The organism is Catellatospora sp. IY07-71, assembly GCF_018326265.1.
Lineage (GTDB): Bacteria > Actinomycetota > Actinomycetes > Mycobacteriales > Micromonosporaceae > Catellatospora.
Window position 1 is genome coordinate 6,018,449 of record NZ_AP023360.1, and the last position, 26,243, is coordinate 6,044,691.

At 70.7% G+C, this 26,243-nt stretch carries 24 protein-coding genes and 3 pseudogenes; 16 read left to right on the top strand and 11 right to left on the bottom strand.

The features are described from left to right. Positions 1-323: 323 nt before the first annotated feature. The 3 genes and pseudogenes from CS0771_RS39035 to CS0771_RS26825 all read left to right on the top strand — a co-directional run. Positions 324-953: pseudogene (locus CS0771_RS39035) on the top strand (phosphoribosyltransferase); the annotation flags it as partial. Positions 954-1,043: 90 nt separating this feature from the next. Continuing rightward, positions 1,044-1,670 carry a dienelactone hydrolase family protein gene (locus CS0771_RS39040; RefSeq protein ID WP_244871413.1) on the top strand — a complete coding sequence of 209 codons (627 nt, stop codon included), beginning with the start codon at positions 1,044-1,046 and terminating at the stop codon, positions 1,668-1,670. Positions 1,671-2,210: 540 nt separating this feature from the next. Beyond that, positions 2,211-2,687, top strand: coding sequence for an RICIN domain-containing protein (locus CS0771_RS26825; protein WP_212843587.1), 477 nt, complete (start codon positions 2,211-2,213; stop codon positions 2,685-2,687). Positions 2,688-2,854: 167 nt separating this feature from the next. Here CS0771_RS26825 and CS0771_RS26835 read toward each other — a convergent pair whose 3' ends face one another. The 3 genes from CS0771_RS26835 to CS0771_RS26845 all read right to left on the bottom strand — a co-directional run bounded on the left by CS0771_RS26835 (position 2,855) and on the right by CS0771_RS26845 (position 5,114). Then, on the bottom strand, positions 2,855-3,292 hold the full coding sequence (locus tag CS0771_RS26835) for a hypothetical protein (RefSeq protein ID WP_212843588.1): 438 nt from the start codon (positions 3,290-3,292) through the stop codon (positions 2,855-2,857). 468 nt (positions 3,293-3,760) lie between these two features. Then, positions 3,761-4,267, bottom strand: coding sequence for a DUF6584 family protein (locus CS0771_RS26840; protein ID WP_212843589.1), 507 nt, complete (start codon positions 4,265-4,267; stop codon positions 3,761-3,763). Between the two features lie 262 nt (positions 4,268-4,529). Continuing rightward, on the bottom strand, positions 4,530-5,114 hold the full coding sequence (locus CS0771_RS26845) for a TetR/AcrR family transcriptional regulator (protein ID WP_212843590.1): 585 nt from the start codon (positions 5,112-5,114) through the stop codon (positions 4,530-4,532). A gap of 197 nt (positions 5,115-5,311) precedes the next feature. On the opposite strand from CS0771_RS26845, the gene CS0771_RS26850 reads away from it, so the two are divergent. From CS0771_RS26850 to CS0771_RS26870, 5 genes are all read left to right on the top strand, one after another. Then, complete coding sequence (locus CS0771_RS26850; protein WP_212843591.1) at positions 5,312-5,992, top strand: NADPH-dependent F420 reductase; 681 nt, start codon at positions 5,312-5,314, stop codon at positions 5,990-5,992. A gap of 208 nt (positions 5,993-6,200) precedes the next feature. Continuing rightward, the gene (locus CS0771_RS26855; RefSeq protein ID WP_212843592.1) at positions 6,201-6,464 is read left to right on the top strand and encodes a hypothetical protein; all 264 of its coding nucleotides are present in this window, start codon (positions 6,201-6,203) and stop codon (positions 6,462-6,464) included. A 28-nt stretch (positions 6,465-6,492) separates the two neighbouring features. Next, a complete protein-coding gene (locus CS0771_RS26860) occupies positions 6,493-6,831 on the top strand; it encodes a hypothetical protein (protein WP_212843593.1) in 339 nt (112 codons plus the stop codon). A 166-nt stretch (positions 6,832-6,997) separates the two neighbouring features. Next, on the top strand, positions 6,998-7,753 hold the full coding sequence (locus CS0771_RS26865) for a M23 family metallopeptidase (protein ID WP_244871049.1): 756 nt from the start codon (positions 6,998-7,000) through the stop codon (positions 7,751-7,753). A 47-nt stretch (positions 7,754-7,800) separates the two neighbouring features. Then, positions 7,801-10,749 carry a fibronectin type III domain-containing protein gene (locus tag CS0771_RS26870; protein ID WP_212843595.1) on the top strand — a complete coding sequence of 983 codons (2,949 nt, stop codon included), beginning with the start codon at positions 7,801-7,803 and terminating at the stop codon, positions 10,747-10,749. 41 nt (positions 10,750-10,790) lie between these two features. On the opposite strand, the gene CS0771_RS26875 is transcribed toward CS0771_RS26870, so the two are convergent. The 4 genes and pseudogenes from CS0771_RS26875 to CS0771_RS26885 form a co-directional block, all read right to left on the bottom strand. Beyond that, the gene (locus tag CS0771_RS26875; RefSeq protein WP_212843596.1) at positions 10,791-13,565 is read right to left on the bottom strand and encodes a BTAD domain-containing putative transcriptional regulator; all 2,775 of its coding nucleotides are present in this window, start codon (positions 13,563-13,565) and stop codon (positions 10,791-10,793) included. A 580-nt stretch (positions 13,566-14,145) separates the two neighbouring features. Further along, entirely contained in the window at positions 14,146-14,487 is a 342-nt protein-coding gene (locus CS0771_RS39045) for a hypothetical protein (RefSeq protein ID WP_244871458.1), read from the bottom strand. Between the two features lie 134 nt (positions 14,488-14,621). Next, a pseudogene (locus tag CS0771_RS39050) lies at positions 14,622-14,963 on the bottom strand (sigma factor); the annotation flags it as partial. A gap of 132 nt (positions 14,964-15,095) precedes the next feature. Then, a complete protein-coding gene (locus CS0771_RS26885) occupies positions 15,096-15,482 on the bottom strand; it encodes a DoxX family protein (protein WP_212843597.1) in 387 nt (128 codons plus the stop codon). Between the two features lie 518 nt (positions 15,483-16,000). Between CS0771_RS26885 and CS0771_RS26890 the strand changes: the two genes are divergently transcribed. The 5 genes from CS0771_RS26890 (at position 16,001) to CS0771_RS26910 (ending at position 19,448) form a co-directional block, all read left to right on the top strand. Next, a complete protein-coding gene (locus tag CS0771_RS26890; RefSeq protein WP_212843598.1) occupies positions 16,001-16,270 on the top strand; it encodes a metal-sensitive transcriptional regulator in 270 nt (89 codons plus the stop codon). A 131-nt stretch (positions 16,271-16,401) separates the two neighbouring features. After that, a complete protein-coding gene (locus CS0771_RS26895) occupies positions 16,402-17,730 on the top strand; it encodes a rhodanese-like domain-containing protein (RefSeq protein WP_212843599.1) in 1,329 nt (442 codons plus the stop codon). A 34-nt stretch (positions 17,731-17,764) separates the two neighbouring features. Next, on the top strand, positions 17,765-18,352 hold the full coding sequence (locus CS0771_RS26900) for a rhodanese-like domain-containing protein (RefSeq protein ID WP_212843600.1): 588 nt from the start codon (positions 17,765-17,767) through the stop codon (positions 18,350-18,352). Then, positions 18,349-19,113 (top strand): sulfite exporter TauE/SafE family protein, encoded by a 765-nt coding sequence (locus CS0771_RS26905; RefSeq protein WP_212843601.1) that lies wholly within the window; start codon positions 18,349-18,351, stop codon positions 19,111-19,113. The genes CS0771_RS26900 and CS0771_RS26905 overlap by 4 nt, the downstream gene beginning before the upstream one ends. Positions 19,114-19,280: 167 nt before the next feature. Continuing rightward, a complete protein-coding gene (locus CS0771_RS26910) occupies positions 19,281-19,448 on the top strand; it encodes a hypothetical protein (protein ID WP_212843602.1) in 168 nt (55 codons plus the stop codon). A gap of 81 nt (positions 19,449-19,529) precedes the next feature. Here the strand turns inward: CS0771_RS26910 and CS0771_RS26915 are convergent, their stop codons facing one another. From CS0771_RS26915 to CS0771_RS26930, 4 genes are read right to left on the bottom strand one after another with little or no spacing between them, the layout of a single operon-like run. After that, on the bottom strand, positions 19,530-19,955 hold the full coding sequence (locus CS0771_RS26915) for an OsmC family protein (RefSeq protein ID WP_244871050.1): 426 nt from the start codon (positions 19,953-19,955) through the stop codon (positions 19,530-19,532). Positions 19,956-19,970: 15 nt separating this feature from the next. Further along, complete coding sequence (locus CS0771_RS26920; RefSeq protein WP_212843603.1) at positions 19,971-20,501, bottom strand: DsrE/DsrF/DrsH-like family protein; 531 nt, start codon at positions 20,499-20,501, stop codon at positions 19,971-19,973. A 14-nt stretch (positions 20,502-20,515) separates the two neighbouring features. Then, positions 20,516-20,830, bottom strand: a complete 315-nt coding sequence (locus tag CS0771_RS26925) for a TusE/DsrC/DsvC family sulfur relay protein (RefSeq protein ID WP_212843604.1) — start codon at positions 20,828-20,830, stop codon at positions 20,516-20,518. Between the two features lie 3 nt (positions 20,831-20,833). Continuing rightward, the gene (locus CS0771_RS26930; protein ID WP_212843605.1) at positions 20,834-22,081 is read right to left on the bottom strand and encodes an NAD(P)/FAD-dependent oxidoreductase; all 1,248 of its coding nucleotides are present in this window, start codon (positions 22,079-22,081) and stop codon (positions 20,834-20,836) included. A 336-nt stretch (positions 22,082-22,417) separates the two neighbouring features. Here CS0771_RS26930 and CS0771_RS26935 point away from each other — a divergent pair, with 336 nt between their 5' ends. The 3 genes and pseudogenes from CS0771_RS26935 to CS0771_RS26945 all read left to right on the top strand — a co-directional run bounded on the left by CS0771_RS26935 (position 22,418) and on the right by CS0771_RS26945 (position 25,941). Next, positions 22,418-23,875, top strand: a complete 1,458-nt coding sequence (locus CS0771_RS26935) for a multicopper oxidase family protein (RefSeq protein WP_212843606.1) — start codon at positions 22,418-22,420, stop codon at positions 23,873-23,875. An 871-nt stretch (positions 23,876-24,746) separates the two neighbouring features. Next, positions 24,747-25,019, top strand: a pseudogene (locus CS0771_RS39745) (discoidin domain-containing protein); the annotation flags it as partial. A 244-nt stretch (positions 25,020-25,263) separates the two neighbouring features. Next, complete coding sequence (locus CS0771_RS26945) at positions 25,264-25,941, top strand: glycosyl hydrolase (RefSeq protein ID WP_212843607.1); 678 nt, start codon at positions 25,264-25,266, stop codon at positions 25,939-25,941. The last annotated feature ends 302 nt before the right edge of the window (positions 25,942-26,243 follow it).

The window sequence follows — 26,243 nt, forward strand, 5'->3', positions numbered from 1 at the left end:
TTCCCACATGGTCTCGCCCGGCGCGCCGTCCTGGGTCAGATCGCCGGGTTTCCACCGCACCGGGCCGCACGGGCGGGGGCGCGACGGTGGAGGATGCGCCACGCGGCCAGTTCGGTAGTTCCCAGGGGTCCGTGACCGGCTTCGGGCCGAACCCCGACGGCGCCAGCCAGAGCACGTTGATCATGACCAGCGTCGGGGCGCAGCAGCTCGCAGACGCCGACGTGCCTGCTGACGCGTTCAAGCTCGTGCATTCCAGGGCTGCCACCGGGGTGCGAGCAGGACACTGGACAGTGACGAATCCGGGTGGCGGCGAGGTGGGACCGATGTCTTTTCGCGATCGTGTCGACGCCGGCCGGCGGCTGGCCCGGCGGCTGGAGCACTTGCGCGGGACGGATCTGGTCGTGCTCGGGCTGCCCCGCGGGGGCGTGCCCGTGGCCGCCGAGGTCGCCCGCGTGCTGGGCGCGCCGCTGGACGTCATCGTGGTGCGCAAGCTCGGTGTTCCGTTCCAGCCCGAGGTCGCCATGGGCGCCGTCGGGGAAGACGGCGCGCTCGTGCTCAACACCGACGTCCTGCGGGCGGCCCGCGTCGGTGAGCGCGAGCTGACCGCGGTCGAGCGACACGAACGCGCCGAGGTCGACGACCGGGTCCGCCGCTTTCGCGGGCTGCGCCCCCGCGTCCCGCTGGACGGGCGGACCGCGGTGATCGTCGACGACGGCATCGCCACCGGGGCGACCGCCCGCGCAGCCTGCGAGGTGGCCCGCGCCCACGGCGCCGGCCGGGTGGTGCTCGCCGTGCCGGTCGCCTCGCCGTCGGCAGTGGAGCAGCTGTCACACGTCGCCGACGACGTGGTCTGCGTGGACGTTCCGGCGTACTTCGCTGCGGTCGGCCAGTTCTACGACGACTTCCACGCCACCACCGACGAGCAGGTCGCGGCATTGCTCCAGCAGGCTGCCGGCCAGCCCGCCGCCGCGTCACCGATCACGCCCGACGACCCGCCCGGCGATGTTTCGGACCCGCCGGCCCTCGACGCCGACGTCACCGTCATGGCAGGCGACACACGCCTGGCGGGCCGGCTCACAGTGCCGTCCGGCGCCGCCGGGCTGGTGGTGTTCGTCCACGGCAGTGGCAGCAGCCGCCACAGCCCTCGCAACCGTTACGTCGCCGCCGTCCTGAACCGCGCCGGCCTGGCCACCCTGCTGTTCGACCTGCTCACCGTGCACGAGGAGGCCGACCGTGGCAACGTGTTCGACATCGAACTGCTCGCCGGCCGGCTCGGCGGCACCCTGGCCTGGGTCCGAGACCGGCCGGACACCGCGCAACTGCCGGTGGGCCTGTTCGGCGCCAGCACCGGCGCCGCGGCCGCGCTGTGGGCCGCCGCCGAGCCTGACGCCGGCATCGCCGCTGTGGTATCCCGCGGCGGCCGCCCGGACCTTGCCGCGCCCCGGCTGAGCCTCGTGCAGGCGCCGACCCTGCTCGTCGTGGGCGCTCTGGACACTGCGGTGCGGCAGCTCAACCAGGCCGCCGCCGCGATGCTGCGGTGCGAGCACCGCCTGTCGGTGGTGCCCGGCGCGACCCACCTGTTCGAGGAGCCCGGCACCCTGCAGGCCGCCGCCGAGCTGGCCCGCGACTGGTTCACCAGCCACCTTCCGGCACCCGGGCGGGCGGCCTGAGCGCTCTGGCCAAGCGTGCCGCACCCGTACGACGGCGACGACGCCGGCCAGCCAGGCCAGCCGCCTCGGGAACACACCGGTACGGGCGATCGCGACCGCCGCCGCACCCAGCGGCAGCGCGCAAGCGACCCCGGAAAGGACCCCTCATCATTCCTCCACCGGTGGGGTGTGGGGGTTCTGGCGCATCATGCGCGACCGGCCCCATGGTGGAGGCCATCGGCGCTGAGCTGACCCAATGGCTGCTCGGCAACCTTGACCTGCTGCGCACCGCCGAGCCGGTCATGCCCATTGCAGCAGCTATGCCCGGTGGCCTGGCGTGTCCGCTTCGTGCGATAGTCCGGTCGACTTCCTTGAGCTGTTACCAGTAAGGGACGCATCTCGCGGACCGGTATGAGATTGTTTGATGCATCGACATACCTACAGCATGTCATTCAGAAGGATCGTCTCGGGCATCGTCGCGGTCGTGTCGGCTGTCGTTGCCGGCACCGTCGGCGCGCTGGTAGCCCCGTCGGCCCGACCCACACCGACAAGTGCCTCGACGTGGACAACGCCCAGAACAACGGCACCTACGAAGGCGTGCGGGTGCAGCAGTGGACCTGCCTGCCCTACGCGCAGAACAACCAGCTGTGGGCCATCACCGAACTTGAGGCGCCGTTCGTCTTCAAACCCGGCCCCTACACCGGTTCCGTGCTCGCCCCGGCGGTGGTCCGGTTCCAGCCGGCGCACTATCTGTCCAGCTGCCTGACATGGGACAGCACCGCCAACGGGACCGTGGTGCGCCAGCGGCAGTGTTCGGCTTCGCCGTCGCAGAACCGCAAGTGGCTACTGATCCCCGTCAACCACGACCTCGACTGGCCCGTTTACAAGATCGTCGCCTACGGCGGGGAGGGCTGGCCCTGCCTGGACGTGGACAACCGGGTCGATTACGGCGTCGCCGACGGCACGAAGGTGCAGATCTACCAGTGCCTGGACGGCCAGGCCAACCAGGAGTGGTACATCTACAAGGCGGCCGCCTGACAGTGAGCTGAGCCAGGCCCGGTTGGGCCCGGACCGATGTCGAGCCGGTCGAGGTCCGGGTGCCGCGGGACGTGGCCGGCACGTTCGAGCCGCACATCGTGCGCAAGCGGCAGCGGCGCCTGCTGCCGTCATGTCGGCCGCGGGGCGGCATGACGGCATCGCGGTCGTCAGCGGCTGGTCAGCAGCGTCAGGTCGTAGGAGCGCAGGTGCAGTGCCAGGTCGACCAAGGCGAACCGGGATGCGCAGCGTCGCCCGTCGTCGACGCCCGTGCACTTGGCCGGGTAGGCGAGGTTGGCGCTCGCGATGAGTCCACGCGCGCGGACGTTGGACGGGTTGGCGTCCAGGAAGAACACCGGTCCGCCGCTGTCGCCCTCCCCGGCGGCGTTCTGCCCGGCCATCTGCTGGGCGGTGACCAGGTAGTTGACCCAGTGCAGGGTGCCGTCGGGGAATCGGTAGCGCAGCCGGTGACTCGTCCCGGTGATCTTGATGTTGCAGCGTGCGCCTGACCAGGATCCGCAGGTGCAGATGAAGTCGCCCCAGAAGTTGCGCTGCGCGCCGACAACGCCCTTGGTGAACTCACCGGTTCCGACACCGCCGTCGAACACCTGGTGCCGGGCGAGGCATCGACGTAGCCTGCGTCGATGTACTCGGCGGCGTTGCCCACCGTGCCGATGGGGTGGCCCTCGCCGGTGACCATGCGGTGGGTGTAGCGGCCGCAGTGCGCGACCGACAGCATGGCCGGGCTGCCCTGCACCCAGAGCCAGCCGTCTGCGGAGGGCTGGACACCCACGGGTTGCCCGCGGTGCAGGTGGCGAAGCCCTCGGCGTTGCCGCAGGTGGTCGCCTTCCGGACCGGGGCCACCCCAGGTACGGCCCGAACGAGTCCTCGGCGTAGGTCAGCGCCGCCGCGCAGTCGATGTCGACGGTGGTGGAAACCATGTCGCACGCAGCTGCGCCATGGGCCGTCGACACCTGCGGCTTCACGAAACCACAGAGTTGCGGCACGTGGACGGGGATGCCGGGCGAGTACGTGGCCCGGCTGCACCGCTACCGCGACGGAATCGGGCGGCGGACCTATAGCGCCCACCGGATCAAGCTGACCAGCCCGAAGACAGCCAGGCCAACCACGATCAGCCCAACCGCCGCTGCCACCAGGCACGGCATCTCGTCACGCCACGAGCCGGGGAACTGGGGCCGGGGTCCAACCTCAGTCCAGGCGACCGGCGCCGGGCCTTCCTGTTCCGCCTGCTCGACCAGCCGAGCGAACCGCGCGCCCGCCACCGGCCCAAGCTCGTCGGCAGGGTCGGCATTCACCTTCAGCAGCAGCAAGCGTCTCCAGGCACCCGGATGGGCCTTCTCGAACGCGCTGATCTCCTCCGCAGCGGCGTCCTCGCTGAGGAACCCCCATCGCCCGGCCTCGACCAGGTTGCCGACCTGCCGATACACCGCCGCACGCCGGGCACGCAGATCGAGGTCGTCGGGGTACGCGGCGGTCAGGCTCGCCAAGCGCTGCATCGCCGGATGGACATGCCCGCGGCGCAGGTCGGCCTCCACCTTCGCCAGCACTTGCTGCTTCGCCACGGCGACATCCTCGACGGCCGACGGCCTCACCGCCAGCCGAATTCTGCTGACCACCGCTGCCGGCGGTGCAAGTCGCCTCGGTCACTCAAGGCAAACCCGCTCCCGGTCACCCACGCGGGCGCCGGACCACCCTCGGCGAAGACGCCGGGGCCGCCTACCTGCTGTGCAGCCCGGAATCCGACTACATCACCGGTGAAGTGCTCGTGTGCGCCGGCGGCCACAGCTTCTGACAGACCGAGGCCGGTTGCCGTCGCGAACGGGATCAGTCGCCGTGGCAGGCGGCGTCGACCAGGGCCTGTGCGGCCGCTTTGGCGGCTGCGGGGGTGGCAGGGTCGGCTTCGAGGACACCGTCGCCGAGTCCGCCGTCGATGAGCAGGGTGAGCTGGCGGGCGAGCAGGGCAGGGTCGGCGGCGCCGGCCCTGCGGGCCAGGTCGGTCACCCATGCGCGGACGATCCGCTTGTGTTCGACGGTGCGCGTGTGCACGTCGCCGCCGGTGGGGCTTTCAGCGGCGGCGTTGATGAAGGCGCAGCCGTGATAGCCCTCGCGGCGGCATGCCGTGCTCAGCGCGTCGAACATGCCGACCAGCTGCATTCTGGGGTCCTCGCCGGCGGCGCGGGCGGCGGCGCGCAGACCGCCGAACCAGCCCTGGTCGACCTTGTCGAGGTATGCCAGCACCAGGTCGTCCTTGCGCGGGAAGTGCTTGTAGAAGGTGGCCTTGGCCACGCCTGACTCGGCGATGACGGTGTCGACGCCGACACCGCGGGGACCGTGGGCGTAGAAGAGCCGGAACGCCGTGCCGAGGATGCGCTCGCGCGCGGGCTGCGCAGCAGCGCCTGCCTGTGTCATGGCTCTCACCTCCGGGTAGCCGACGTCCCTCCCATGCTACAGACATGTCTGTCTAGCCATGCTACCCGGAGGAGCCCGACTGCTGCGTGACCCTGGCCGCATATGAGACTTCCACCCGATAGCTACAGACAGACCTGTCTGTTAGTTTCGTTGGGCACGGGGTGGCCCACCCCACACGGACGTCAAGGAGCACAACCATGAAGATCGCAGTACTGGGCACGGGTATGGTCGGGCAGGCGCTCGCCGGCCGGCTGACGGAGCTGGGCCACGACGTGACCGTGGGCACCCGCGACGTCGCCACCACGATGGCCCGCACCGAACCCGACGGCATGGGCAATCCGCCGTACCGCGACTGGGCCACCGCCCACCCTGCGGTCACCCTGGCAACCTTCGCCCAGGCTGCCGCGGACGCGGAGCTGATCGTCAACGCGACCTCCGGTGACGTGTCGCTCCCCGCCCTGGAGGCGGCCGGGCGCGACAACCTCGCCGGCAAGGTCCTGCTCGACATCGCCAACCCGCTCGACTTCTCGCAGGGCTTCCCGCCCAGCTTGTTCGTCAAGGACACCGACTCCCTCGGCGAGCAGATCCAGGCCGCGTTTCCCGACCTGAAGGTCGTCAAGTCTCTCAACACCATGAACGCCTTGCTCATGGTCAACCCCGGCCGGCTCGCCGGCGGCGAGCATTCGGTGTTCGTCTCCGGAAACGACGCTGCGGCGAAGAAGACCGTGACCGCACTGCTGGAGTCGTTCGGCCACACCGACGTCATCGACCTGGGCGACATCACCACCGCTCGCGGGACCGAGCTGCTGCTGCCGATCTGGCTGCGCCTGTACGGAGCGCTGGGCACCCCGATGTTCCAGTTCAGGATCGTCCGCTGATCCTCGGCCGGGCGGACGCCCCGTCGCCTGCCCGGCCCCCACCTGCGCGCAGACAGGACGTCAGCCATGGGCCCGGCAGACCGTCCTCGACCGAGGCGCGGCTGCGCGGGAGTCGCCGGGCGGGTACGGGACGCTCAGCCGAGCTTGCCGCGGATGGTGGCCGCGTCGGCACGGCCGAGTTCGTCCAGGATCGCCACCGCCCGGTGCGGTGATCGTGCTGCCGGTCGGCCTGGCCGCCGACTGGATCCCGATGGCGGTCATCGGCGGCATCATGCTCGTCGTCGGCACCGAACTGCTGGAGAAGCGCGTGCACGACATCAAGCTCGTACTGCACACCTCCCGGCCGTCGGCGAGCGCGATGATCATCACGTTCCTGGCGACGACGGCGATGCCGCTACAGTACGCGATCATCCTCGGCGCCGGGCTGTCCATCCTGCTCACCTCGATCAGCGTCACCGGTCCAGCCGCCTGATGCAGTTCACCCGGACCGGCAGCGGCGTGTGGGAGGCGGCTCGGTCGAGGTGCCCTCGGCCACGGTCCTCAAAGCCCTCGACGACCGCGCCAGCAAGCTCCAGGCGTGGGGCATCCCGGTGTTCCTGGCCGGCGTCCCCGCCCGCTTCCGCGAACAACTCATCCGCAGCCGCGAACTTCGGCACCTCGCCCCGGACCACCTCGTCGCCGAGACCCCACGCCTGGCCGAGTCCTTCGAGCAGGCGTACGACGCGCCAAAGCGGAGCGCACCCGCACGCACACCGGACACGCGTCGAAGTGACTTCGCTCAGGTAAGGGGCGCCCTGCGAAGCCGAGCCGCGACCGCGCCGACGATGATCAACATGTAGCCGATCACCCCGGCAAGGATGTCGCCAGCTTTCGGCAAGCCAGGCGATAAGGCGCCTGCCCCAGGATGTGCGCACGGTCTCCGCCGCCAGGCGAGCGGAGCACCGCAGCTTCCGCATGTCCCGATTGGAGTGACGACTCATGCGCAGACTCCTGCCAGGAGCGCTGGTGACGGTGCTCGTGACCGCCGCGATCGTTGTGCCCGCTGTTCCGGCGCTGGCCGCGCCGGTCTTCAAAGTGCCGTTCCCGTGCGGGCAGGTGTGGGGCGGGCAGACCCGCACCGACCACAGCCCGCTCAACGCGATCGATTTCAACCGCGCCGACGACGTCGACGACTACGTGTACGCCAGCGCCCCGGGGACCGTCGACGTCGTCGGCGACCAGGGCACGAGCGGTTACGGCAGGTACGTTCGGGTCAACCACGGCAGCGGCTACACGACCTACTACGCGCACCTCAACAACTGGTACGTCTCGGTCGGCATGCAGGTGGGCTACGGCACGATCGTCGGGACCGTCGGCTCGACCGGGGCGTCCACCGGGCCGCACCTGCACTACGAGCAGCGCCTCAACGGCAGCTCGGTACGGGTGAAGTTCGACGGCGTCGAGGCGCTGTACTACGGCAGCAAGAACTACACCAGCAGCAACGCCTGCGAGGGGGCGCGGACCGGCGCCGGGTACATCGACACGGCCAACAGCGGCCCGCAGAACCTCTACGCCGGTCCGGGCACGACGTTCGCCGTCACGGGGTCCCGCAACGACGGCGTCTACGTGACCATCTACTGCCAGAAGGCCGGCCAGTCGATCAGCGGCAAGTGGGGCACCAGCAACGTCTGGAATCGCATCGGCACCAACCAGTTCGTGCCGGACGTGAACACGTACACCGGATACACCGGCTTCATCCCGAGCGTGCCGCGATGCCCGTGATCCGGCCCGCCCCCGCCACCGACTCCCCCGCCCCGGAAAGGCCATCCATGCTCAGACCCCGTCGCCGCCGCCTCCGCCCGCGCGCGGCCCTGGCCGCGCTGTGCACCGCGCTGCTCGGCGCCGCCTTCGTCCAGGTGGCCGGGCAGACGCCCGCCGCAGCGGTCACGTTCCGCGCCCGCCAGGGCATCCAGGCGGGCGATGTCATCGACCTCAACAACGGATGCGCGTACACCGACTCCGGCAGCCTGCTGCTCGCCGACGCCGAGGTGCAGCAGCGCAGCGGCTGGTTACGCCTGGACCTGCGCGGCGCGGCCGACACCACCGGCTGCGCCCGCGGCGCGTACGCGAACCTGCTCGGCGCCCTGGACCCGGACATGAAGATCATCGGCTTGTTGAGCAGCAGCTTCGCGTCAGCCGCCGCCCCTGTCGACTTCGCCGCGCATGCCGCCGCGATCGCCTGCGACGGCGCGTACGCCGGCGTGGACGCGTGGGAGGTGTGGAACGAGCCGAACCTGCCCGGCGGCTCATACCTGTCCGAGGCCGCGTTCGCCGAGCTGCTCGCCCGGACCTCCGACCAGATCCACCACTGCGGCGGCACGGCCGTGAAGGTCGTCAGCGGCGGCGTGACGCCCAACGACCCGATCGCCTACCTGCAACGGGTCAGCACCGAGATCGGCGCGCATCCGGAGTGGACCGACCACTTCGACTACGGCAACCTGCGCGACGCGGTCAACGGCATCGGCCTGCACCCGTACGTCAACGCGATCGACAGTGCCGCCTACACCGGCGACACCGGCACCCATCAGCCGCTGTGGGACATGGTGTACCAGTTCACGTCGAACAGCGCCTACGAGTTCGCCGGGGAGCCGGTCTACCTCACCGAGTTCGGCTGGCGGCTGCCCGACGACGGCGGAGCTCCCGACCACGGCGAGGAGACCACCGCGGCCGAGCAGTGCTTCAACCTGGTCAGCGCCTTCGACCACATCGCGGCCATGCCGAACGTCGTGGCAGGGACCTGGTTCACGCTGAAGGACTTCGGCGATCCCGGGCGGCGCTTCGGGCTGTACGACGACAGCGGCGGCGCGCGCCTGGCCCGCACCGGCTACGTGCACGACCACTGCGCCGGAGCGACCGACGGCGCCTACAACACCGACGCCGAGCAGCTGGAGTGGCGTGACACGGCGGCCCTGGCCGCGGCGCGTGCGGGTGTGGCGGCGGCCGGAGCGGCGCAGACGGCCGGCACGACCTACGAGGTGGTGCTCGCGCCGTCCAACGCGCCGTCGTACACGATGACGCGCAGCACCACCGGCCTAGCGCTGCCCCTGACGACGTTCTACCCGCCGCTGCCGGTCGGCACGTACGTCTGGCGCGTCAACAAGATCGTCAACGGGTTGCGCTACCCGGGCAAGGACCAGTGGAAGTTCACCTTCCTGGGCAAGCCCGCACCTCCCACGGGCGCGACCGCGACCGCGGCCGCCGACGGCACCAGCATCAAGATCGCGTGGGTGGACGGGTCGAACACCGAGGACGGCTTCTCCGTCACCGACGGCGCGACCTCGATGACCACGCCCGCGAACGCCACCAGCCACACGTGGACCGGCCTGTCCCCGGGCAGCACGCGGTGCTACCGCGTGCGGGCGTTCAACTCCTATGGCGCGTCCGCCGAGGCGGGACCGGTGTGCGCGACCACGCCGTCACCGCCCGCGGCCCCCTCCGGCGTCACCGCCACGGTAGTGACCGGCACGAGCGTTCGCGTCGACTGGGTCGACAACTCCAGCAACGAGACTGCCTTCGACGTCAGCGACGGGACCACCACCGTCGCGCTCGCCGCCGGGTCCACGTCGTACACCTGGCCCGGCCTGGCCAACGGCGTGACCCGCTGCTTCCAGGTGCGCTCACGCAACCTGGTCGGCCACTCGGCCTGGGCGGGCAATGCCTGCGCCACCACGCCGACGGTCCCGGCCGCACCCACCTCCCCCACCGCCGCCGTGGCCGGCGGCACCAGCATCAGGGTGACCTGGGCCGACCGGTCGGCCAACGAGTGGGGCTTCGAGATCTCCAACGGGTCGACCTCGCAGGTCGTCGGCGCGAACACGACCACCTTCACCTGGGGCGGCCTGGCCAACGGCACCTACATGTGCTTCCGCGTCCGCTCCTACAACCTCGCCGGATACTCCGCGTGGACCGCCAACGCGTGCGCCACCACGCCGACGATCCCGGCCGCGCCCGCCAGCCCGACCGCGGTCGTGGCCAGCGGCACCAGCATCAGGGTCGGCTGGGCGGACCGATCCACGAACGAGATCGGATTCGAGATCTCCAACGGCAGCACGTCGCAGGTCGTCGGGGCCAACAGCACCACCTTCACCTGGGGCGGCCTGGCCAACGGCACCTACATGTGCTTCCGCGTCCGCTCCTACAACCTCGCCGGATACTCCGCGTGGACGGCCTACGCGTGCACGACGACGCCGACGGTCCCGGCGGCGCCGACCAGCCCGTACGCCATCGCGCTGAGCAGCTCGCAGATCAACGTCTCGTGGTCGGACCGGTCGTCCAACGAGACGTCGTTCCAGATCTACAACGGTGTCACGACCGTCACCGTCGGCGCGAACGTCACCAACTACACCTGGGGCGGCCTGGCCGCAGGCACTTACATGTGCTTCTCGGTCCGCGCCGTCAGCCTCGCCGGAGCCTCGGCGTGGACGCCCTACGCCTGCGCGACGACGCCGGCCGCGCCCGCGGTGCCCGCGGCGCCGACCGGACAGTCCGCGACACCGCTCAACACCTCGCAGATCAGGGTGACGTGGCAGGATCGGTCGTCCAACGAGACCGGCTTCCAGATCTACAACGGCGTCACGACCGTCACCGTCGGCGCGAACGTCACCGGCTACACGTGGGGCGGGCTGGCATCGCGGACGTACATGTGCTTCGCGATCCGCTCATACAACGCCAGCGGCTACTCGGCGTGGACGCCGTACGCCTGCACGACGACCCTCTGAGCCCTGCGGGGGCGGGTCCGGTCCCAGCCCGCCCCCGCAGGTCAGATCGGGATGCAACCTCTCAGCTGCGCCGCCGCCGCGTCGGGCAGGTCGTCCAGGATCGCCGAGGCCGCCGCCCACGCCTGGGCGCCGGCTTCGGTCCGGCCGGCCGCCTGATGGGTTTCGCCGAGCCGGATCAGGCTCTCGGCCTCGCCGTAGTGGTGACCGGTCTCCCGGTACAGCTGCACGGCCCGCAGGTAGTACGCGACGGCCAGTTCCGCGTCTCCCCGGCCGCGGTGGATGAAGCCGAGGCTGTCCAGAGTGTGCGCGAGTGCGTTGCGGTTGCCCATCTCCTCCAGCTCCCGCGCCGCCTGACGGCAGTGCTCCAGCGCCTGCACGTGGTCGCCGAGCTGCGCGCAGAGCCAGCCGACGAGGTTGCGGGCGCGCGCGGCCGACATCGCGTCGCCCAGCGACTCCGACACGGCCATGGCCTGTCGGGCGTGGGTCAGTGCCTCGCCGTACCGGCCCTGCTCCTCCAGCAGGAACGCGATACTGCGATGCGACCGGGCGACGCCCTGGCCGTCGCCGGTCGCAGCCGACAGGGCCAGTCCCTGCCGGTGGTGGCCGTAGGCCTCATCGTAACGGCCCATCTTGCTCAGCGCGGTGGCCACGCCGCGGTGGGAGCCGGCCCGCCTCGACACGTCTCCGAGGCGCTCGGCCGCACCCAGTGCCGACAGCTGTGTGTCGTGCCACTCGCGCCAGCGGGAACGCCGGTCCAGATAGGTCTCCAACACCCAGGCCAGCTCCCAGACCTGGGCGTCCCAGCCCGCCTCGGCGGCCCGGTCCACCACCGCCAGCAGCGCCGCACGCTCCTGGTCGAACCACTCCAGGGCCTCGTCCAGCCCGCTGACGGGGTGCACGGCCACGCCGCCGCGCGCCGGGCACAGCACGATCGGCGAGCGGAACGGCTGCAGCACGGCGTCGGCGGCGTGCGCGGTGTGCAGCAGGTGGTCGACCAGCCGTCGTACGGACTCCGCCTGCTCCTGCTCGGGCAGTGACTCCTCGGCCAGCTCCACGGCGAACGCGCGCAGCAGGTCGTGCATCGACCACCGACCGGGGGTGTGTTCGGCCACCAGGTTGGCCTGAACGAGTTCGAGCAGCGACAGCCGAGACGCCCGCGGGGCGACCCCCGCCAGGCTGGCCGCCGCCGCCGCGGCGATGTCCGGACCCGGATGCAGGCCGAGCAGCCGGAACAGGCGGGCGCCGGGCTCCGACAGGGCCTGGTACGACCAGCGGAAAGCGGCCCGGACACCGGCCTGCGTGTCGGGACCGGCGAACGGGTCGAGCCCGTGGCGGGCCGGGCGCAGCTCGTCGGCCAGCCTCCCCAGTGGGAAGGCCGGGTAAGTCGCCGCCCGGGCGGCTACGACGGTCAGCGCCAGCGGCAGCCGCGCGCAGGCGTCGACGATGACGTCGACCGCGGCGCCGGCGTCGGCGACCCGCCGCTGCCCGAGCCGCACGCTCAGCAGCTCCCGGGCCTCGGCTGCCGACAGCAGATCCAGTAGCACCGGTTCGGCGCCTTCGGCCGCGACCAGACCGGGCAGCTGGTGGCGGCTGGTGACCACGGTCAGGCTCGCGGCGGACCCCGGCAGCAGCGGTCTGGCCTGCTCGGCGTCGCGCACGTTGTCCAGCACGAGCAGCATCCGGCGTCCGGCGAACAGGCTGCGCAGCAGTCCTGTCTGCGCGTCGAGATGTTCGGGGATCTGGTGCGCGTCGTCGGTCACAGCGTCGATCAGGGTCCGCACAGCCTCGGTGGTGCTCATGGGCCGGCCGCCGCCGAACCCGCGCAGATTCAGGTACAGCTGCCCGTCCGGAAACCGGTCCGCGACGCTGTGCGCCCAGTTCAGGGCCAGCGCGGTCTTGCCGACCCCGGCCGTGCCGACGACGGCGGCGACGGTGGGAGCGTGCGGCCGCTGGGCGGCGAGCACCCCGTCGAGCTGGGCCCATTCGCGGCGGCGGCCGACGAATCCGGCCGGGGCCGCGGGCAGCTGGCGAGGCACGACCCGGGCGCCGAGGTCCCGGCCGGCCGGCGGCGAGGCGCGCAGCGTGCCGCGCAGCAGCTGCAGGTGCACCTGCCGCACGGCCGGGCCGGGGTCGGCGCCGTACTCCTGGGCCAGATGGTGGCGGAGCTTCTCGTACACCTGCATCGCTTCGGCGTTGCGCCCGCAGCCGTGCAGCGCCAGCATCAGCCGTCCCACGAGCCGCTCCCGCAACGGCCGCTGCTCGACGAGGTCGGTGAGCAGCCTGATCGCCGGCTCGGGGCGGCCTCGGGCGAGTTCTGCGTCGGCGAGCTGCTCCTCGGCGTCGAGGCGCTGCTCGCTCAGCCGCTGCCGGGCTCCGGCGGCGAACGCGGCCCGGACGTCGGCAAGGGCCTCGCCCCGCCACAGCGCCAGCGCGTCGGTCAGCAGCGCGGCGGCGCGGGCGTGGGCGCCCGAGGCCGTGGCCTGCTTGGCGGTGGCCACGGCGTCGGCGAACAGGTGCGCGTCGACGGTCGCGCCGTCGAGGCCGAGCCGGTAGCCACCCGACGTGGTGAGCACGGCGGCACCGCAGGGCAGGGCCCGCAGGGACCGCCGCAGCGCCGACACCCCGACGTGGATCTGGTCCCGTGCCGAGGCCGGCGCGGCGTCGCCCCACAGGGCCGCGACCAGCTGGCCGATGGTGGTGACGCGGTGCGGGTGCAGCAGCAGGTATGCCAGCAGAGCCCGGTGGCGCGGCTGGCCAAGCGGCACGGTGTGGTCTCCGGTGAACGCCTCGACCGGGCCCAGAATGCCAAACCGCAAGGTCCGTCCTCCCCGCACCGTCACCGACTGTCGCACACTATGGACACCGCGTCGCCACGGCAAGCCCGCGACGGCGCTGCAGGTCGCGGTGTCCGTCCCGCGACCTCGTTCCTGGCGGCGGGGCGCTTATCCCGGAGACCGTGGAGGGCTGATACCTGCGCGGTGCCGTTGTCCAGGCAGAAGTACGTGACAGCGTGAAGCGGCAGCCGTGGGTGTCGTCTCCAGGCGCGAAGCGGATTCGGTCGACGGGATCCGCAGCCGGTTGCGGTCGTCGCCGTAGCGGGCCGGCCCGGTCGTCAACGGCAAGCGGGGGTCGCGGCATGCCCGAGCGGTCGCGCCGGACGTGCCGTTCCGCCTCGACGCCATCCGACCGTCTACCACTACTTCCGGACCTGGACCCGCGGCGGCACTCCCACCCGCCTGCACGACAGTCTGCGCGAACAGGTCCGCGCTGCCGAAGGACGCAACACCACCCCGACAGCGGCGATCATGGACTCGCAGTCGGTACGCGCAGCGAGACCGTCGACAAGACCAGCTGCGGCTACGACGCGGGCAAGCTCGTCCGTGGAGCGAAGCGCCGTCAGCGCCGCGTGAGCGGGACGCGGTCGGCGACACGGGTCAGCTTCTCGGGGTTGCGGACATAGTAGAGGCCGGTGATGCCGGTGTGCTCGGCCCGGATCGCCAGCACGCCGTCGACCTCGCCGTTCAGGCGTACGAGCAGTGCCGGGTTGCCGTTGACCACGGTCGGTTCAGCGGTGAGGGTGCCTTCGACGTTGCCCAGACCACCGAGGAACATGCGGGCAGCCTTCTGCGCGCCGATGATCGGCCGCAGTGCGGCCTGCTTGACGCCGCCGCCGTCTCCCACCAGGACGACGTCGGGAGCGAGCACTTTGAGCAGGCCCTGCAGGTCCCTGGTTTCCACCGCGCGTTGGAAGGCCTCCAGAGCCGCCCGGGTCTGGCTGGCGGATGCGATCTGACGGGGCGGCGGGCGTCGACGTGCCGGCGTGCGCGGTGTGCGATCTGGTGGACGGCTGCCGTGCTCTTGCCGATGGCCGCCGCGATCTCGTCGTAGCTCACGTCGAAGGCCTCGCGCAGCACGAAGACGGCGCGTTCGGTCGGTGAGAGCGTCTCCAGGACGAGCATGAGGCCCAGCGACACGCTTTCGGCGAGTTCGACGTCGTCGGCGACGTCCGGTGCGGTGAGCAGCGGCTCGGGCAGCCATGGTCCGACGTATGCCTCCCGGCGGCGTTTCATGGCACGCAGCCGGTTGAGCGACTGCCGGGTGGTGATCCGGACCAGGTAGGCGCGCTGGTCGCGCACGTGCTGCGGTCGGACCTCGATCCAGCGCAGCCAGGTTTCCTGCAGGACGTCTTCGGCGTCGGCCGCCGACCCGAGCATCTCGTACGCGACGGTGAACAGCAGGTTGCGGTGAGCGATGAAGGCGTCGGTCGCCGGATCTGCGGAGTGGTTCACGTCTCGATCCTTGTCGCCGGGGGTGCCATGGTCGCCGAGAGCGGCATGTCTTCGCCTCTATCCGGTGAAGGGCTCGAGGCTGAAGCGGCCCCACGCGACGAAGGCCGCGGTCGCGAGATAGGCGAAGTTCAGTAGTGCCAGCGAATACTGACCGAGACGGCCGTGTGTGATCATCGCTCCGATCATGAGCACGATCCAGCAGACGGCGGTCACCGGCACCATGAACGTCGCGATGCCGAGCACGCCTGGCAGGGTCAGGCCGACGGCGGCCAGCAACTCGAGAATCCCGAGCGTCTTGACGAAGCCGGCGCCGGCGTGGCGGAGCCATTCGCCACCGCTGTGCGCAGCGGCCAGCTTGTCCTTCGGCACGAACGTCTTGGTGATGCCGCCCAGCAGGGCGACGCCTGCCAGCAGGCCGGCTGCGATCCACAGCGCGAGGTTCATTCGCTCTCTCCTTGCCCTAGGTGGGTGAATGCGATCTCCGAGCCGTTCGCAGGAAGTCCGGGATACGGCACCTGCCGCAGTCCGGGCGTGGCGTGGCTTGCGAGGTCACAGTGGTTGTTGTGTCGAGGGGTTCGGCCATAAGACACGCGCGGACCGGCCGTGCTGACAACATGTGAGGCAGACCACTTTCATGCGTCCGGCTCGCCATCCACATCACTGGCGGGCCAGGTACCGGGGTCCCTCGGGCAAGTCGGCGCGCCGACCGCCGGGCGTTCGTCGACGCGGTCGCGTGGCTGGAGGAGCGCGGCGCGATTCCGGCGATGATGCACAGCGCATATGCGCGCACCGGCACGGGCCCGAGGTGCCAGACGGCGGTGGACGGGGATGGCAGCGACGCGAGGCCCACGCCCAGCGGACACTACTCGGCGGCAGCGGTTAGCTCGTGGTTGGCGCGGGCGTGCGGGTGGGATATGCCATTGGCCTTGCTGTAAGGATACCCCCGGGGGTACGTTCGGGTCATGCAGTTGAACGAAGCCCTCGCCGGGGACGCCCTCAACCGGCTCAAGCGTGCCCAGGGCCAGCTCGCTTCTGTGATCTCGATGATCGAGGAAGGCGAGGAGTGCGAGAAGGTGCTCACTCAGCTCGCGGCGGTCTCCCGGGCACTTGATCGGGCCGGTTTCAAGCTGGTCGCCTCCGGGATGCGGCACTGCCAGCGAGCCCGTGAGCGCGGCGAAGAGCCACCGATGACCGAGGAAGAGCTGGAGAAGCTGTTCCTGGCGCTCGCCTGATCCCTCAGCCGCCACTCGCGACCGGGTGGCGGCATTCTTCGGCACTTCGGATACCCCCCGGGGTACATCCCTTACAGCACTCTTGTCGCTTTTATATACCCCCTGGGGTATAGGATTGAAGGAGATCAGACATGGAGATCGTCTCGTTCCGCACGCCCGGTCTGGGCGACCAGACCTACCTGCTCACACATGATGGCCGGGGCGTGCTCGTGGACCCGCAGCGCGACATCGACCGGTTCCTGACCGCCGCCGCCGAGCGCGACGTGCAGCTGCGGTTCGTCCTGGAGACGCACCTGCACAACGACTACGTCTCCGGCGGCGAGCAGGCCGCACTGCGTACCGGGGCGGAGCTGGTCCTGCCCGCCGCGGCGGCCGCAGCCTACCCGCACACCCCGGCGTTCCACCTGGAGGACATCAAGGGCGGGCAGGGTCTGCGCGTGCGCCCGATCCACACTCCAGGCCACACCCCGGAGCACACCAGCTACCTGGTGCTCATCGACGGCGAGCCGGTGGCGGTGTTCTCCGGTGGCAGCCTGCTGGTGGCCTCGGCCGGCCGGCCCGACCTGCTGGGCATGCCCCGCGCCCGGACCCTCGCCAAGCTGCAGTACGGCTCCCTGCACCGGCTGGCCGGGCTGCCCCGCGACATCGAGCTTCTGCCCACTCACGGCGAGGGATCGTTCTGCACGTCCAGCGGCGCCGGCCGCTACACCTCCACCATCGGCACGGAGGTCGACACCAACCCGCTGCTGTCCATCGGTGACGTCGAGGCGTTCGCCGATCGGCTGCTTGCCGAGCCGATGCCGATCCCCGCGTTCTACCGGCACATGGGCCCGGCCAACACCCTCGGCGTGCCGCCGATGCCGCCGGTCACCGTGCCCGAACTGGACATCACCGGCCTGCCCGCAGGCGCACACGTGGTCGACATCCGCCCACGCGTCGCGCTCGCCGCGGGTCATCTGCCCGGATCGCTCGGCATCGAGCTGGGCACCGACTTCGGGTCGTGGGCCGGCTGGCTGCTGCCCTACCAGGCCCCGATCGTCCTCGTGGCCGACCGCGGTCAGGACGTGGCCGAGGCCGTGACCCAGCTTGCGCAGATCGGCATCGACACCGTCACCGGGGTCTTGTACGACCTCGCCGCCGCGGCGACCTCCGGTTTCGAGCTGGCCGACCTGCCCACCTTCCTCAGCTACGTCACGGCGCCGCACGCGCAGGTCCTCGACGTGCGCATGCCCAGTGAGCAGGCCGCCGTGTCAATCGACGGCGCCATGTGCCGGTTCCTGCCTGACCTGATCACCGACGGCATCCCGGCCGAGCTCGACCGCGCCCGGCCTGTGCTCGTTGCCTGCGGCTCGGGGCGCCGTGCGGCCATCGCCGCGACGGTCCTGCTGCGCGAGGGCTACCAGCCGATCGTGCTTACCGGCGCCGGGGTCCCCGACGTGGCCGCCGCCGCAGCCGCCTGACCACCACCCACAACACCCGAAGGAAACCCTGACCATGACCCAGACCGCGCCCGCGGCCATCGACGTCGTGTCCACCCGGGCACTGCTGGCCGCCAACCCCGACACCCTGCTCGTCGACGTGCGCACGCCGGGCGAGTACGAGACCGCGCACATCGCCGGCTCGATCAACCTGCCCCTCGATCAGGTCGACGCGCACCTGCAGCACATCGTGGCCGCCGCCGGCGCCACCATGGTGATCGTCTGCCAGTCCGGCAACCGTGCCGGGCAGTGCCAGAGCAGGCTCAGTGCCGCCGGGGTCACCGGCGCCGCAGTGATGACCGGCGGTCTCAACGCCTGGCTGGCGGCCGGCGCGCCCGTGGTGCGCGGGCGGCAGCGCTGGAGCCTGGAGCGCCAGGTCCGCCTGGTCGCCGGAGGCATCGTCCTGGTGTCGATCGTCGCCAGCGTGTGGCTGCCCGCCGCACGTTACCTGGCCGGGTTCATCGGCGCCGGTCTGACGTTCGCCGCGCTGACCGACACCTGCGCCATGGGCATGATGCTGGCCAAACTGCCCTACAACCGGCCCGCGAAGGCCGCCGACGTCCGGCAGGCCCTCGCCGCGCGGGGCGGGAGGTCCATCCGATGACCGCCTGGCTCGCCCTCACCCTGGCCGCGTCCGTGGCCATCGGGCTGACGCTGGGCATGCTCGGCGGAGGCGGCTCGATCCTCACCGTCCCGGTGCTGGTCTACCTAGCCGACATCGAACCGAAGTCCGCGATCGCGATGTCGCTGGTCGTGGTCGGGGTGACCAGCACCGTCGCGCTCGTGCCGCACGCCCGCGCCAGCCGGGTGCAGTGGCGCACCGGAGCGCTGTTCGGCGCGGCCGGCATGGCCGGCGCCTACGTCGGCGGCCGCGTCGCCCAGTTCATCCCCGGCGCCGTGCTGCTGGTCGCCTTCGCAGCGATGATGCTGGTGACCGCAGTCGCGATGCTGCGCTCCCGGCGCGGCATCACCGCAGCGCATCGGCCCGACGAGGCGCGGCTGCCGGTGGTGAAGATCCTCGCCGAGGGGGTGGCGGTCGGGCTGGTCACCGGCCTGGTCGGGGCGGGCGGCGGCTTCCTCGTCGTACCGGCCCTCGTGCTGCTGGGCGGGCTGCCCATGCCCGTGGCCGTGGGCACGTCGCTGCTGGTCATCGCGATGAAGTCTGTCGCCGGGCTGGGCGGCTACCTGCACAGCGTCAGCATCGACTGGCGCCTGACCGCCGCGGTCACCGCCGTCGCCGTGCTCGGCAGCATCGCCGGTGGCCGCCTGGCCGGCCGGATCGACCCCGCCCTGCTACGCCGCACCTTCGGCTGGTTCGTCGTCGTCATGGGCGTTGGGGTCCTGGCCGGGCAACTGGCCGGATAAACCAAGCCGACGGCATCACCGCCATCGGCATGCAGGGCGCGCAGGTGACTGCTGCGCATGGCCACGGGTGTTGAAATCTTGCCAGAACGGCACACCCAGGCCCGCATAATACCCCTGGGGGTATTATGCGGGCCTGGGTGTAGCGGAACACGCGAAGGGAGAACGTCATGTGCCAGCGGGCCGTCTGCGACAAGTGCGGCAAGGCGACGTACGAGGGATGCGGAATGCACGTCGAGCAGGTCCTCGCCGACGTGCCCAAGCTGCAGCGGTGCACGTGCCGCCCGGCACAGGACGCGCCACGGCGTGGGTTCTGGGCCGCGCTGCGCCGCCGCTGAACAGCCGCCTCACTACGCGAGGCTGGCAGCGGCACGGTGCCCCGCACCCCGTGTGCGGGGCACCGGCTTGGCACGCCGACCTCACGCGGCCAGGTCGATGCGCACCGACGGCGGGTCGACCAGGCTGTTGTGTACCGTGCAGTGCTCGATCACGGCGCGCAGGGCCGGCCGTCGATCGGCGGGCAGGCGGGCCGGGACGGTGACGGTCAGGTCGATCGCGGTGACACGGGCGGGGCGGTCGGCGGCCATCCGGTACGCGACGTGCACGCCCAGGCCCTCACGGGTGATGCCGTGACGAGCTAGGAACCGCCCGGCGTAGTACGCGACGCAGCCGGCCAGCGACGCCACGAACAGTTCGACCGGGGTCGGGGCCGCGTTTTCTCCGCCGACGTCGACCGGCTGGTCGACGAGGATGCGATGCCCGCGCACGGTGATCTCGTACCGTTCGCCGTGGTCGTGGCGGACCTGCAGGACGTGGGCCGGCATCTGGGTGGTCGTGGTGGACATCGGCGTCCTCCCCGCCTATATGAAGATGATCTGGGCGCCGTCGGACTTCTCGATGAAGTCGGCGGCGCTGATGATGGCCTCGACGGGCTCGAACAGGTCGGTCTCGGCGATGTGCATCATGTCGGCCGACATCCGGCACGCCCACAGGTGACCGCCCGAGTCGACGATCTGCCGTAGGAGCTCCGGCACGCTCGGCACGCCGATCTGCGCGATCTGCTTCTTCATCTGCCGGGTCGCCATCGCGGTCATGCCGGGCAGCCCGCCCAGGCCCTGCGGCAGGTGGGTGGCGGTGTTACCGAGCATGGTGAACTTCAGCTCGCCCATCCGCGACTTCGTGATCATGTCGAAGCCCCAGAAGGTGAAGAACAGATGCGTCTCCACGCCCTCGCCGAGCGCGGCGTTGGCGAGGATGAGCCCGGGGTAGGCCATGTCGAGGTTGCCCTTGGAACAGATGATCGCCAGCTTGCGGCCGGCCGGGGCGGTGGCGCCGAAGTCGGGCACGATCGCCGCGTGTGGGATGCGCTCGTCGGCGTGGACGGTGTTCATGGCTTGACCTTCCTTCACACGCAGCCGTGCGGTTTGGGCAGCCCGGCGACGTAGGCCATCTTCTTGGCCGGCTTGCCGGGGAACAGGGCGAACAGGTCCTTGATCGGGATGCCGGTGAGGGAGGAGACCCGGCGCAGGGTCGCGGTCTGGCCGAACTCGGGGTAGTCCGCGCGCAGGAACCGGATCGGTGTCCAGTGCGCGTCGGTCATCTCGATGCCGATCGCGGCGGCGAGCTGGCGGCCGAGTTGCTCGTCCCACTCGTCGTACTCGGTGAGGAATCCTTCGGCGTCGACGTGGACCTGGGCGGTCCCGACGGTCGTGACGGGCATGGGTTACTCCTTGCTGACGTTGGGCTGGTGCTTGCCGGCCATGGACAGGTGGGCCGGCAGCGGAAGCCGACGGCCGGGCAGCAGCGCGTTCCAGTACAGCCAGCCGAACGCGAGCTTGCCCCAGTGGTTGGCCCTGGTCTCCTCCAGCAGCCGGAACGGTCCGGCTGCTGGTACGGGGTATGTGCCCGGCAGTGGTTCGGTGTCGTAGTTGAAGTCGATGAGCAGCGCCTTGCCGTCGCCGGACTCCACGAAGCAGTTGGCATGCCCGTCGAACGCGCCGGTCATCGGCCGGCCGTCGATCAGCTGCAGAAAGTTGGCGGTGAAGACCTCGGCGGAGAAATGCGCCACCGATCCGGCCTTGGAGGTGGGAATGTCGCTGGCGTCGCCGAGGACGAAGATGTTGTCGTGGCCCTTGGCCTGCAGCGTGTGCTTGTCGACCGGGACATGGTTGAGCTCGTCGCCCAGGCCCGAGCGGGCGACGAGGTCGGCACCCATGTTCAGCGGCACGGTCACCAGCAGGTCGAACCCGATCTCACGCTCGTCGTAGGAGACCAGCGTTCTGCGGTCGGGGTCGATCCGCTCGACCAGGAAGTCCGCCTCGACGGCGATCTTGCGATCGTCGAGCATCGACCCGAGCAGCGCCGACGCGATCGGCTTGGTGAACGCGCCGGGCAGCGGCGTGGCGTACACCATCTCGACCCGGTCGCGGATGCCCCGGTGCCGGAAGTACGCCTCGGCCAGGAACGCGAACTCCAGCGGCGCCACCGGGCACTTGATCGGCATGTCGACGATGTGCACCACGAACCGGCCGCCGTCGAAGCCCGCGAGGGCCTCGGCCAGGGCGGTGGCGCCGTCCAGGGTGTAGAAGTCGAAGATGCTCTGTCGCCACTGCGGGCCGAGCATGCCCGGAGTCTGGTCTGGGCGCGGCTGCGTACCGGTCGCGATCACCAGGTAGTCGTAGGGCAGTACCGTGCCGTCGGCCAGGTGAACGGTGTTCGCGACGGCGTCGATCCGGTCGATTTCTTCGATGACCAGGTCGACGCCCCGGTGCAGTTGGCGGCTGCGGGGCTTGATGAGGTCGTCGGGCCGGTGGGCGCCGAACGGGACGAACAGGAACCCCGGCTGGTAGGCGTGTGCGTCGTCCCGGTCGACCACCGTGATCTGCCACTGCGCGGCATCCAGACGGCGGCGCAGCTTGTTGGCCACGATCGTCCCGGCCGTACCCCCACCCAGGATCACTAGTCGGCGCATCCCGGAACACCTCTCAGCTACTCAAGGAGTGGCTCCTTCACCTTCGACGGTATGGAAGCCGGTGTTCGGTGCTCAGGGCCGTAAGTCCTGCTCCGGATGGGAAAGGTCCCGTTCGCGCACGCCCAGAAGCGACTATCGACTCGCAAACATGCTCCGTCGGCCCAGGCGCTGTTTGCGGCCCAGGCCCTGACCGCCGGCCGACGCCTGCGTAGGCGACGCGCCCAGCGTCCGGGACCTCGGACCGGGCGCACCGGGACCATCGGCCCTGACCAGCCAGCCCTCGGCACCCCTACATTGACCGAGAAGCCACGCCTGCCCCGGGGGAGGTTCTCGACGATGGCGGCAACGGAATGGCCTGCCATGGCCAGCGAGCCGGTCAGTCGGCGCCGGGCCCTGGCCCTGCTGGGGCTGGGCGGGATGGTCATGGCCGCCGGTGGGGTGAGCTGGATGAGCTGCGCCGCAGGTGAACCCGGCGGTGGCGGGGCTTTGGCGCAGCCGCAGCTGCTCACCAGCCGCGATGGACTCCTCGAGGTGACGCTCACCGCAGCACCTGGTACACAACTGGCCGGGCGAAAGTCCTCCGCATGGGCGTACAACGGCGCCTCGCCCGGACCGACCCTGCGGGTCAAGGCCGGTGACCTGCTGCGGGTGAAGCTGGTCAACAACATCGACCAGCCCACCAACCTGCACACCCATGGCCTGCACGTGTCCCCGCAGGCAAACAGCGACAACCCGTTCGTCACCGTCGCCCCCGGCAGCAGCTTCGACTACACCATCGCCGTCCCAGCCGACCACCCGCCCGGCACGTACTGGTACCACCCGCACCACCACGGCACCGTCGCCGACCAGATCTTCGCCGGGCTCGCCGGGGCGCTGCTGGTCCAGAACGGCCCCGACCTGCCCGTCGACGACGACATCAGCCTGCTGGTCACCGACATCACCCTCGACGGTGCCGGAAACGTCATACCGCCCAACCCCATGGCCAGAATGGCCGGCCGAGAAGGCGAACTCGTGCTCGTCAACGGCCAATACCAGCCCGTCGTCACGGCCTCGCCCGGCACCGCGCAACGGTGGCGGATCATCAACGGTTGCGTCTCGCGCGTGCTCGACCTGCGGCTTGAAGGGCACCGGCTGACCCAGATCGCGCTCGACGGCGTGTTCCTGCCCGCCCCGGCCCAGCACGACCGGCTGGTGCTCGCCCCAGGCAACCGTGCCGACCTGCTTGTACGCCCGGCTGACAGCGGCCGGTACGCGCTGATCAGCGAACCCTACGACAGAGGCGGGCTGGGCATGATGGGCGACATGATGAACGGCGGACCGGCCGCCCGCGGCCCGGTCACCCTGGCCACCCTGCACAGCCGGGGACCGGCCGCCACCCCGCCGCCGCTGCCCGCGACCCTGCCCGCGCCGCCCGTCCCACCGGACACCGTGACCGCCCGGCGTCAGATCACCTTTGCCATGGGCATGGGCATGGGATTCACCATCGACGGCCGGAGCTTCGACCCCGACCGCGACGATCAGCGGGTTCAGCTCGACACCATCGAAGAGTGGGCCATCGTCAATTCCAGCACGATGGACCATCCGTTTCACCTGCATGCCTGGCCGTTCCACGTGCTGACGCCACCCGGCACCAGCCCGGCAGCCGTACGCCAGGACGTCGTACTGGTGCCGGCGGGCGGCTCGGTCCGGCTGCGCATCCCGTTCACCGACTTCGCCGGCCGCAGCGTCTACCACTGCCACATCCTCGATCACGAAGACCTCGGCATGATGGCCACGGTCAACGTCAGTGCCTGAGCACCCCGGGACCATCCGCCCGAGCGGCACTGGCATTTGGGAACCAGACGGCCGTCATCGCCGCAGCGATCACCACCGCCGGATACCAGGCCGTCCACGCGCCACAGACCTGACCTGCCGCGCGCCGTACGGTGCCTGTACGACCAAGCGGCACCGTGCGGCTGCCTGCCCGCACATCACGGACGCCGCAACAGTTGTCCGGCCGCAGGGGCATGTTCGTCCGCCCCGTGAACATGTACGCGCCGTCATCGGCTGGCCGCACCCTACCGAGATCTCGGCTGTGACCATGTCGAGCATGATCGGTCGGACGCTGTTCGGCGACTTCGGTCGCTGCGCCCGGACCACGCTGTCGTCGCCTTCGACCACCCGTTGACGCACGACCCGCACCGCCTCCATTAACCGGGTCGAAGTCCTCCCACTTCATGCCGGCCAGCTCGCCGCGGCGCAGCCCGATCACCAGCAGCAGCCGCCACATCGGGCATAGACGGTCATCGTGTACGAAGCGAGGAAGGTGTTCGTCTCCTTGAGTGTCCACACGGGCGCAGCCTGTCGGTCAGCCGCGGCTTGCTGACGCTCAAGACGATGCCGCCTTCCTCGAGCAGCGCCCTGGCGAACACCCGGCCGACTGTCCGCACCGTCGTGCGCGAATACCCCTCGCCTTCGAGGTCCCGGTACATGAGTTCTACGGTTCGGGCCGACAGCCGTGACACTCGCCGGTGGCCGACGTGACGGTGCCGCCTGCGGCGGGCAGCAACCCTCGCCCTCGCCGAGCGGCAGCCCCGCGGCCAGCCCCAGCCCGTCGGGGCCGACGCCCTCGAGCAACCTCGCCCTGGGCCGACCGGTCACCACGTCGTCTGACTAGAGCACCGGCCTGACCGGCGCGCGGGCGGTGGACGGCGGCCTCGCCAGCCGCTGGTCCAGCGCGTACAGCGATCCGCAGTGGATCCAGGTCGACCTGGGCGGCCGGCATCCGATCGCGCACGTGACGCTGCGCTGGGAGGTCGCCTACGCGCGCGGCTACCGGCTGCAGCCCTCGGCCGACGGGGTGAGCTGGGCGACGCTGTACGAGACGGCCGCCGACGACGGCGGCACGGACGCGGTGCCGGTCTCCGGCCAGGGCCGCTACCTGCGCATCCGCGGCACGGCCTGGGGCTACTCGCTGTACGAGCTCGAGGTCTACGCGGTGCCGCCCGCGCCGGACCCCGCGCCGTCGTGCGGGCAGGCGCCTGCCGACTCCAACGCCGACCCCAAGGCCCGCAACCTGCTGTGCTACCTGAAGACCTACGCCTACATCAGCGGGCAGACCGACCTGCCCGACGCCGACCGGGTGCAGTCGATGACCGGTCGCTACCCGGCGATGGTCGCGTTCGACTTCATGGAGTACACCCGTGGCAGCGTCCGCACGCAGCAGGTCATCGACTGGCACCGGGCCCGGCCCGGCCTCGTGGCCTTCCAGTGGCACTGGTACTGCCCCCCGGGGCGGCAACTACTCGGCTCCCTGCGACTTCGTCCCCGACCTGGGCAATCCGTCGTCCAAGCTGTACCAGGACATCGATCTGGTCGTGCGGGAGCTGAAGAAGATGGGCGACGCGGGCATCCCGGTGCTGTTCCGACCCCTGCACGAGGCCGACAACAACTACATGTGGTGGACGAAGAAGGGCGCCGACGCCCACAAGCAGCTCTGGCGGCTGATCTTCCATCGTGCCCAGGCGGCCGGCGTCGACAACGTGCTGTGGGTGTTCAACGGCATGGCCAGCGGCCAGAGCACGCCACTGTCAGCGTGGTACCCCGGCGACGCCTACGCCGACCTGGTCACCTCCGACTACTTCCAGAGCGCCGGCGACTTCGCCACCTGCCGGTCGGTCGGCACGGGCAAGACCGTCGCGGTGGCCGAGACGTTCAGCCCGCTGCAGCCCGCCAGCGACGCCGCCTGGTCCTACTTCGTCGTGTGGGCCTCCCGCGACTGGGCGGGCAGCGGCAAGGACGTGCCGGCCCTGTGGCGAAACGCCATGGCCGACCCGAGGACCATCTCGATCGACCAACTGCCCGACATGACCCGGTGGTGACCACCTGACGAGGTCGGGTGGGCGGCCGGGCCGCCCACCCGACCCGTGGTTCTCGCAGCGTTCGCGGTGAGGGCCCCGCTATGTCCGGACTATCGTCGCGTTCTTGCCGGTCAGATAGTCCGACATCTGCCTGCCGATGTCGGCCAACTGCGTTTCGGAACTCGTCATGGCTGTCATGGCCGGCCGTCTTCCTTTCGGAGAGAGGCGATGCCTGAGGATGTGTCTGAGCCTTCGCCCGCGGGGAGCCCCACTGGCGGCCCCTGTTCGAGGGTTCCCGGGTGCTGCTTGTGGACGGCCTCCAC

What these genes read in the sequence shown, in the direction of transcription:
- CS0771_RS39040 (WP_244871413.1), top strand. Translation starts at nt 1,044, where the DNA reads ATGGCAGGCGACACACGCCTGGCGGGCCGGCTCACAGTGCCGTCCGGC.
- CS0771_RS26845 (WP_212843590.1), bottom strand. Translation starts at nt 5,114, where the DNA reads ATGACACAGGCAGGCGCTGCTGCGCAGCCCGCGCGCGAGCGCATCCTC.
- CS0771_RS26850 (WP_212843591.1), top strand. Translation starts at nt 5,312, where the DNA reads ATGAAGATCGCAGTACTGGGCACGGGTATGGTCGGGCAGGCGCTCGCC.
- CS0771_RS26870 (WP_212843595.1), top strand. Translation starts at nt 7,801, where the DNA reads ATGCTCAGACCCCGTCGCCGCCGCCTCCGCCCGCGCGCGGCCCTGGCC.
- CS0771_RS26885 (WP_212843597.1), bottom strand. Translation starts at nt 15,482, where the DNA reads ATGAACCTCGCGCTGTGGATCGCAGCCGGCCTGCTGGCAGGCGTCGCC.
- CS0771_RS26890 (WP_212843598.1), top strand. Translation starts at nt 16,001, where the DNA reads ATGCAGTTGAACGAAGCCCTCGCCGGGGACGCCCTCAACCGGCTCAAG.
- CS0771_RS26895 (WP_212843599.1), top strand. Translation starts at nt 16,402, where the DNA reads ATGGAGATCGTCTCGTTCCGCACGCCCGGTCTGGGCGACCAGACCTAC.
- CS0771_RS26900 (WP_212843600.1), top strand. Translation starts at nt 17,765, where the DNA reads ATGACCCAGACCGCGCCCGCGGCCATCGACGTCGTGTCCACCCGGGCA.
- CS0771_RS26905 (WP_212843601.1), top strand. Translation starts at nt 18,349, where the DNA reads ATGACCGCCTGGCTCGCCCTCACCCTGGCCGCGTCCGTGGCCATCGGG.
- CS0771_RS26910 (WP_212843602.1), top strand. Translation starts at nt 19,281, where the DNA reads ATGTGCCAGCGGGCCGTCTGCGACAAGTGCGGCAAGGCGACGTACGAG.
- CS0771_RS26915 (WP_244871050.1), bottom strand. Translation starts at nt 19,955, where the DNA reads ATGTCCACCACGACCACCCAGATGCCGGCCCACGTCCTGCAGGTCCGC.
- CS0771_RS26920 (WP_212843603.1), bottom strand. Translation starts at nt 20,501, where the DNA reads ATGAACACCGTCCACGCCGACGAGCGCATCCCACACGCGGCGATCGTG.
- CS0771_RS26925 (WP_212843604.1), bottom strand. Translation starts at nt 20,830, where the DNA reads ATGCCCGTCACGACCGTCGGGACCGCCCAGGTCCACGTCGACGCCGAA.
- CS0771_RS26930 (WP_212843605.1), bottom strand. Translation starts at nt 22,081, where the DNA reads ATGCGCCGACTAGTGATCCTGGGTGGGGGTACGGCCGGGACGATCGTG.
- CS0771_RS26935 (WP_212843606.1), top strand. Translation starts at nt 22,418, where the DNA reads ATGGCGGCAACGGAATGGCCTGCCATGGCCAGCGAGCCGGTCAGTCGG.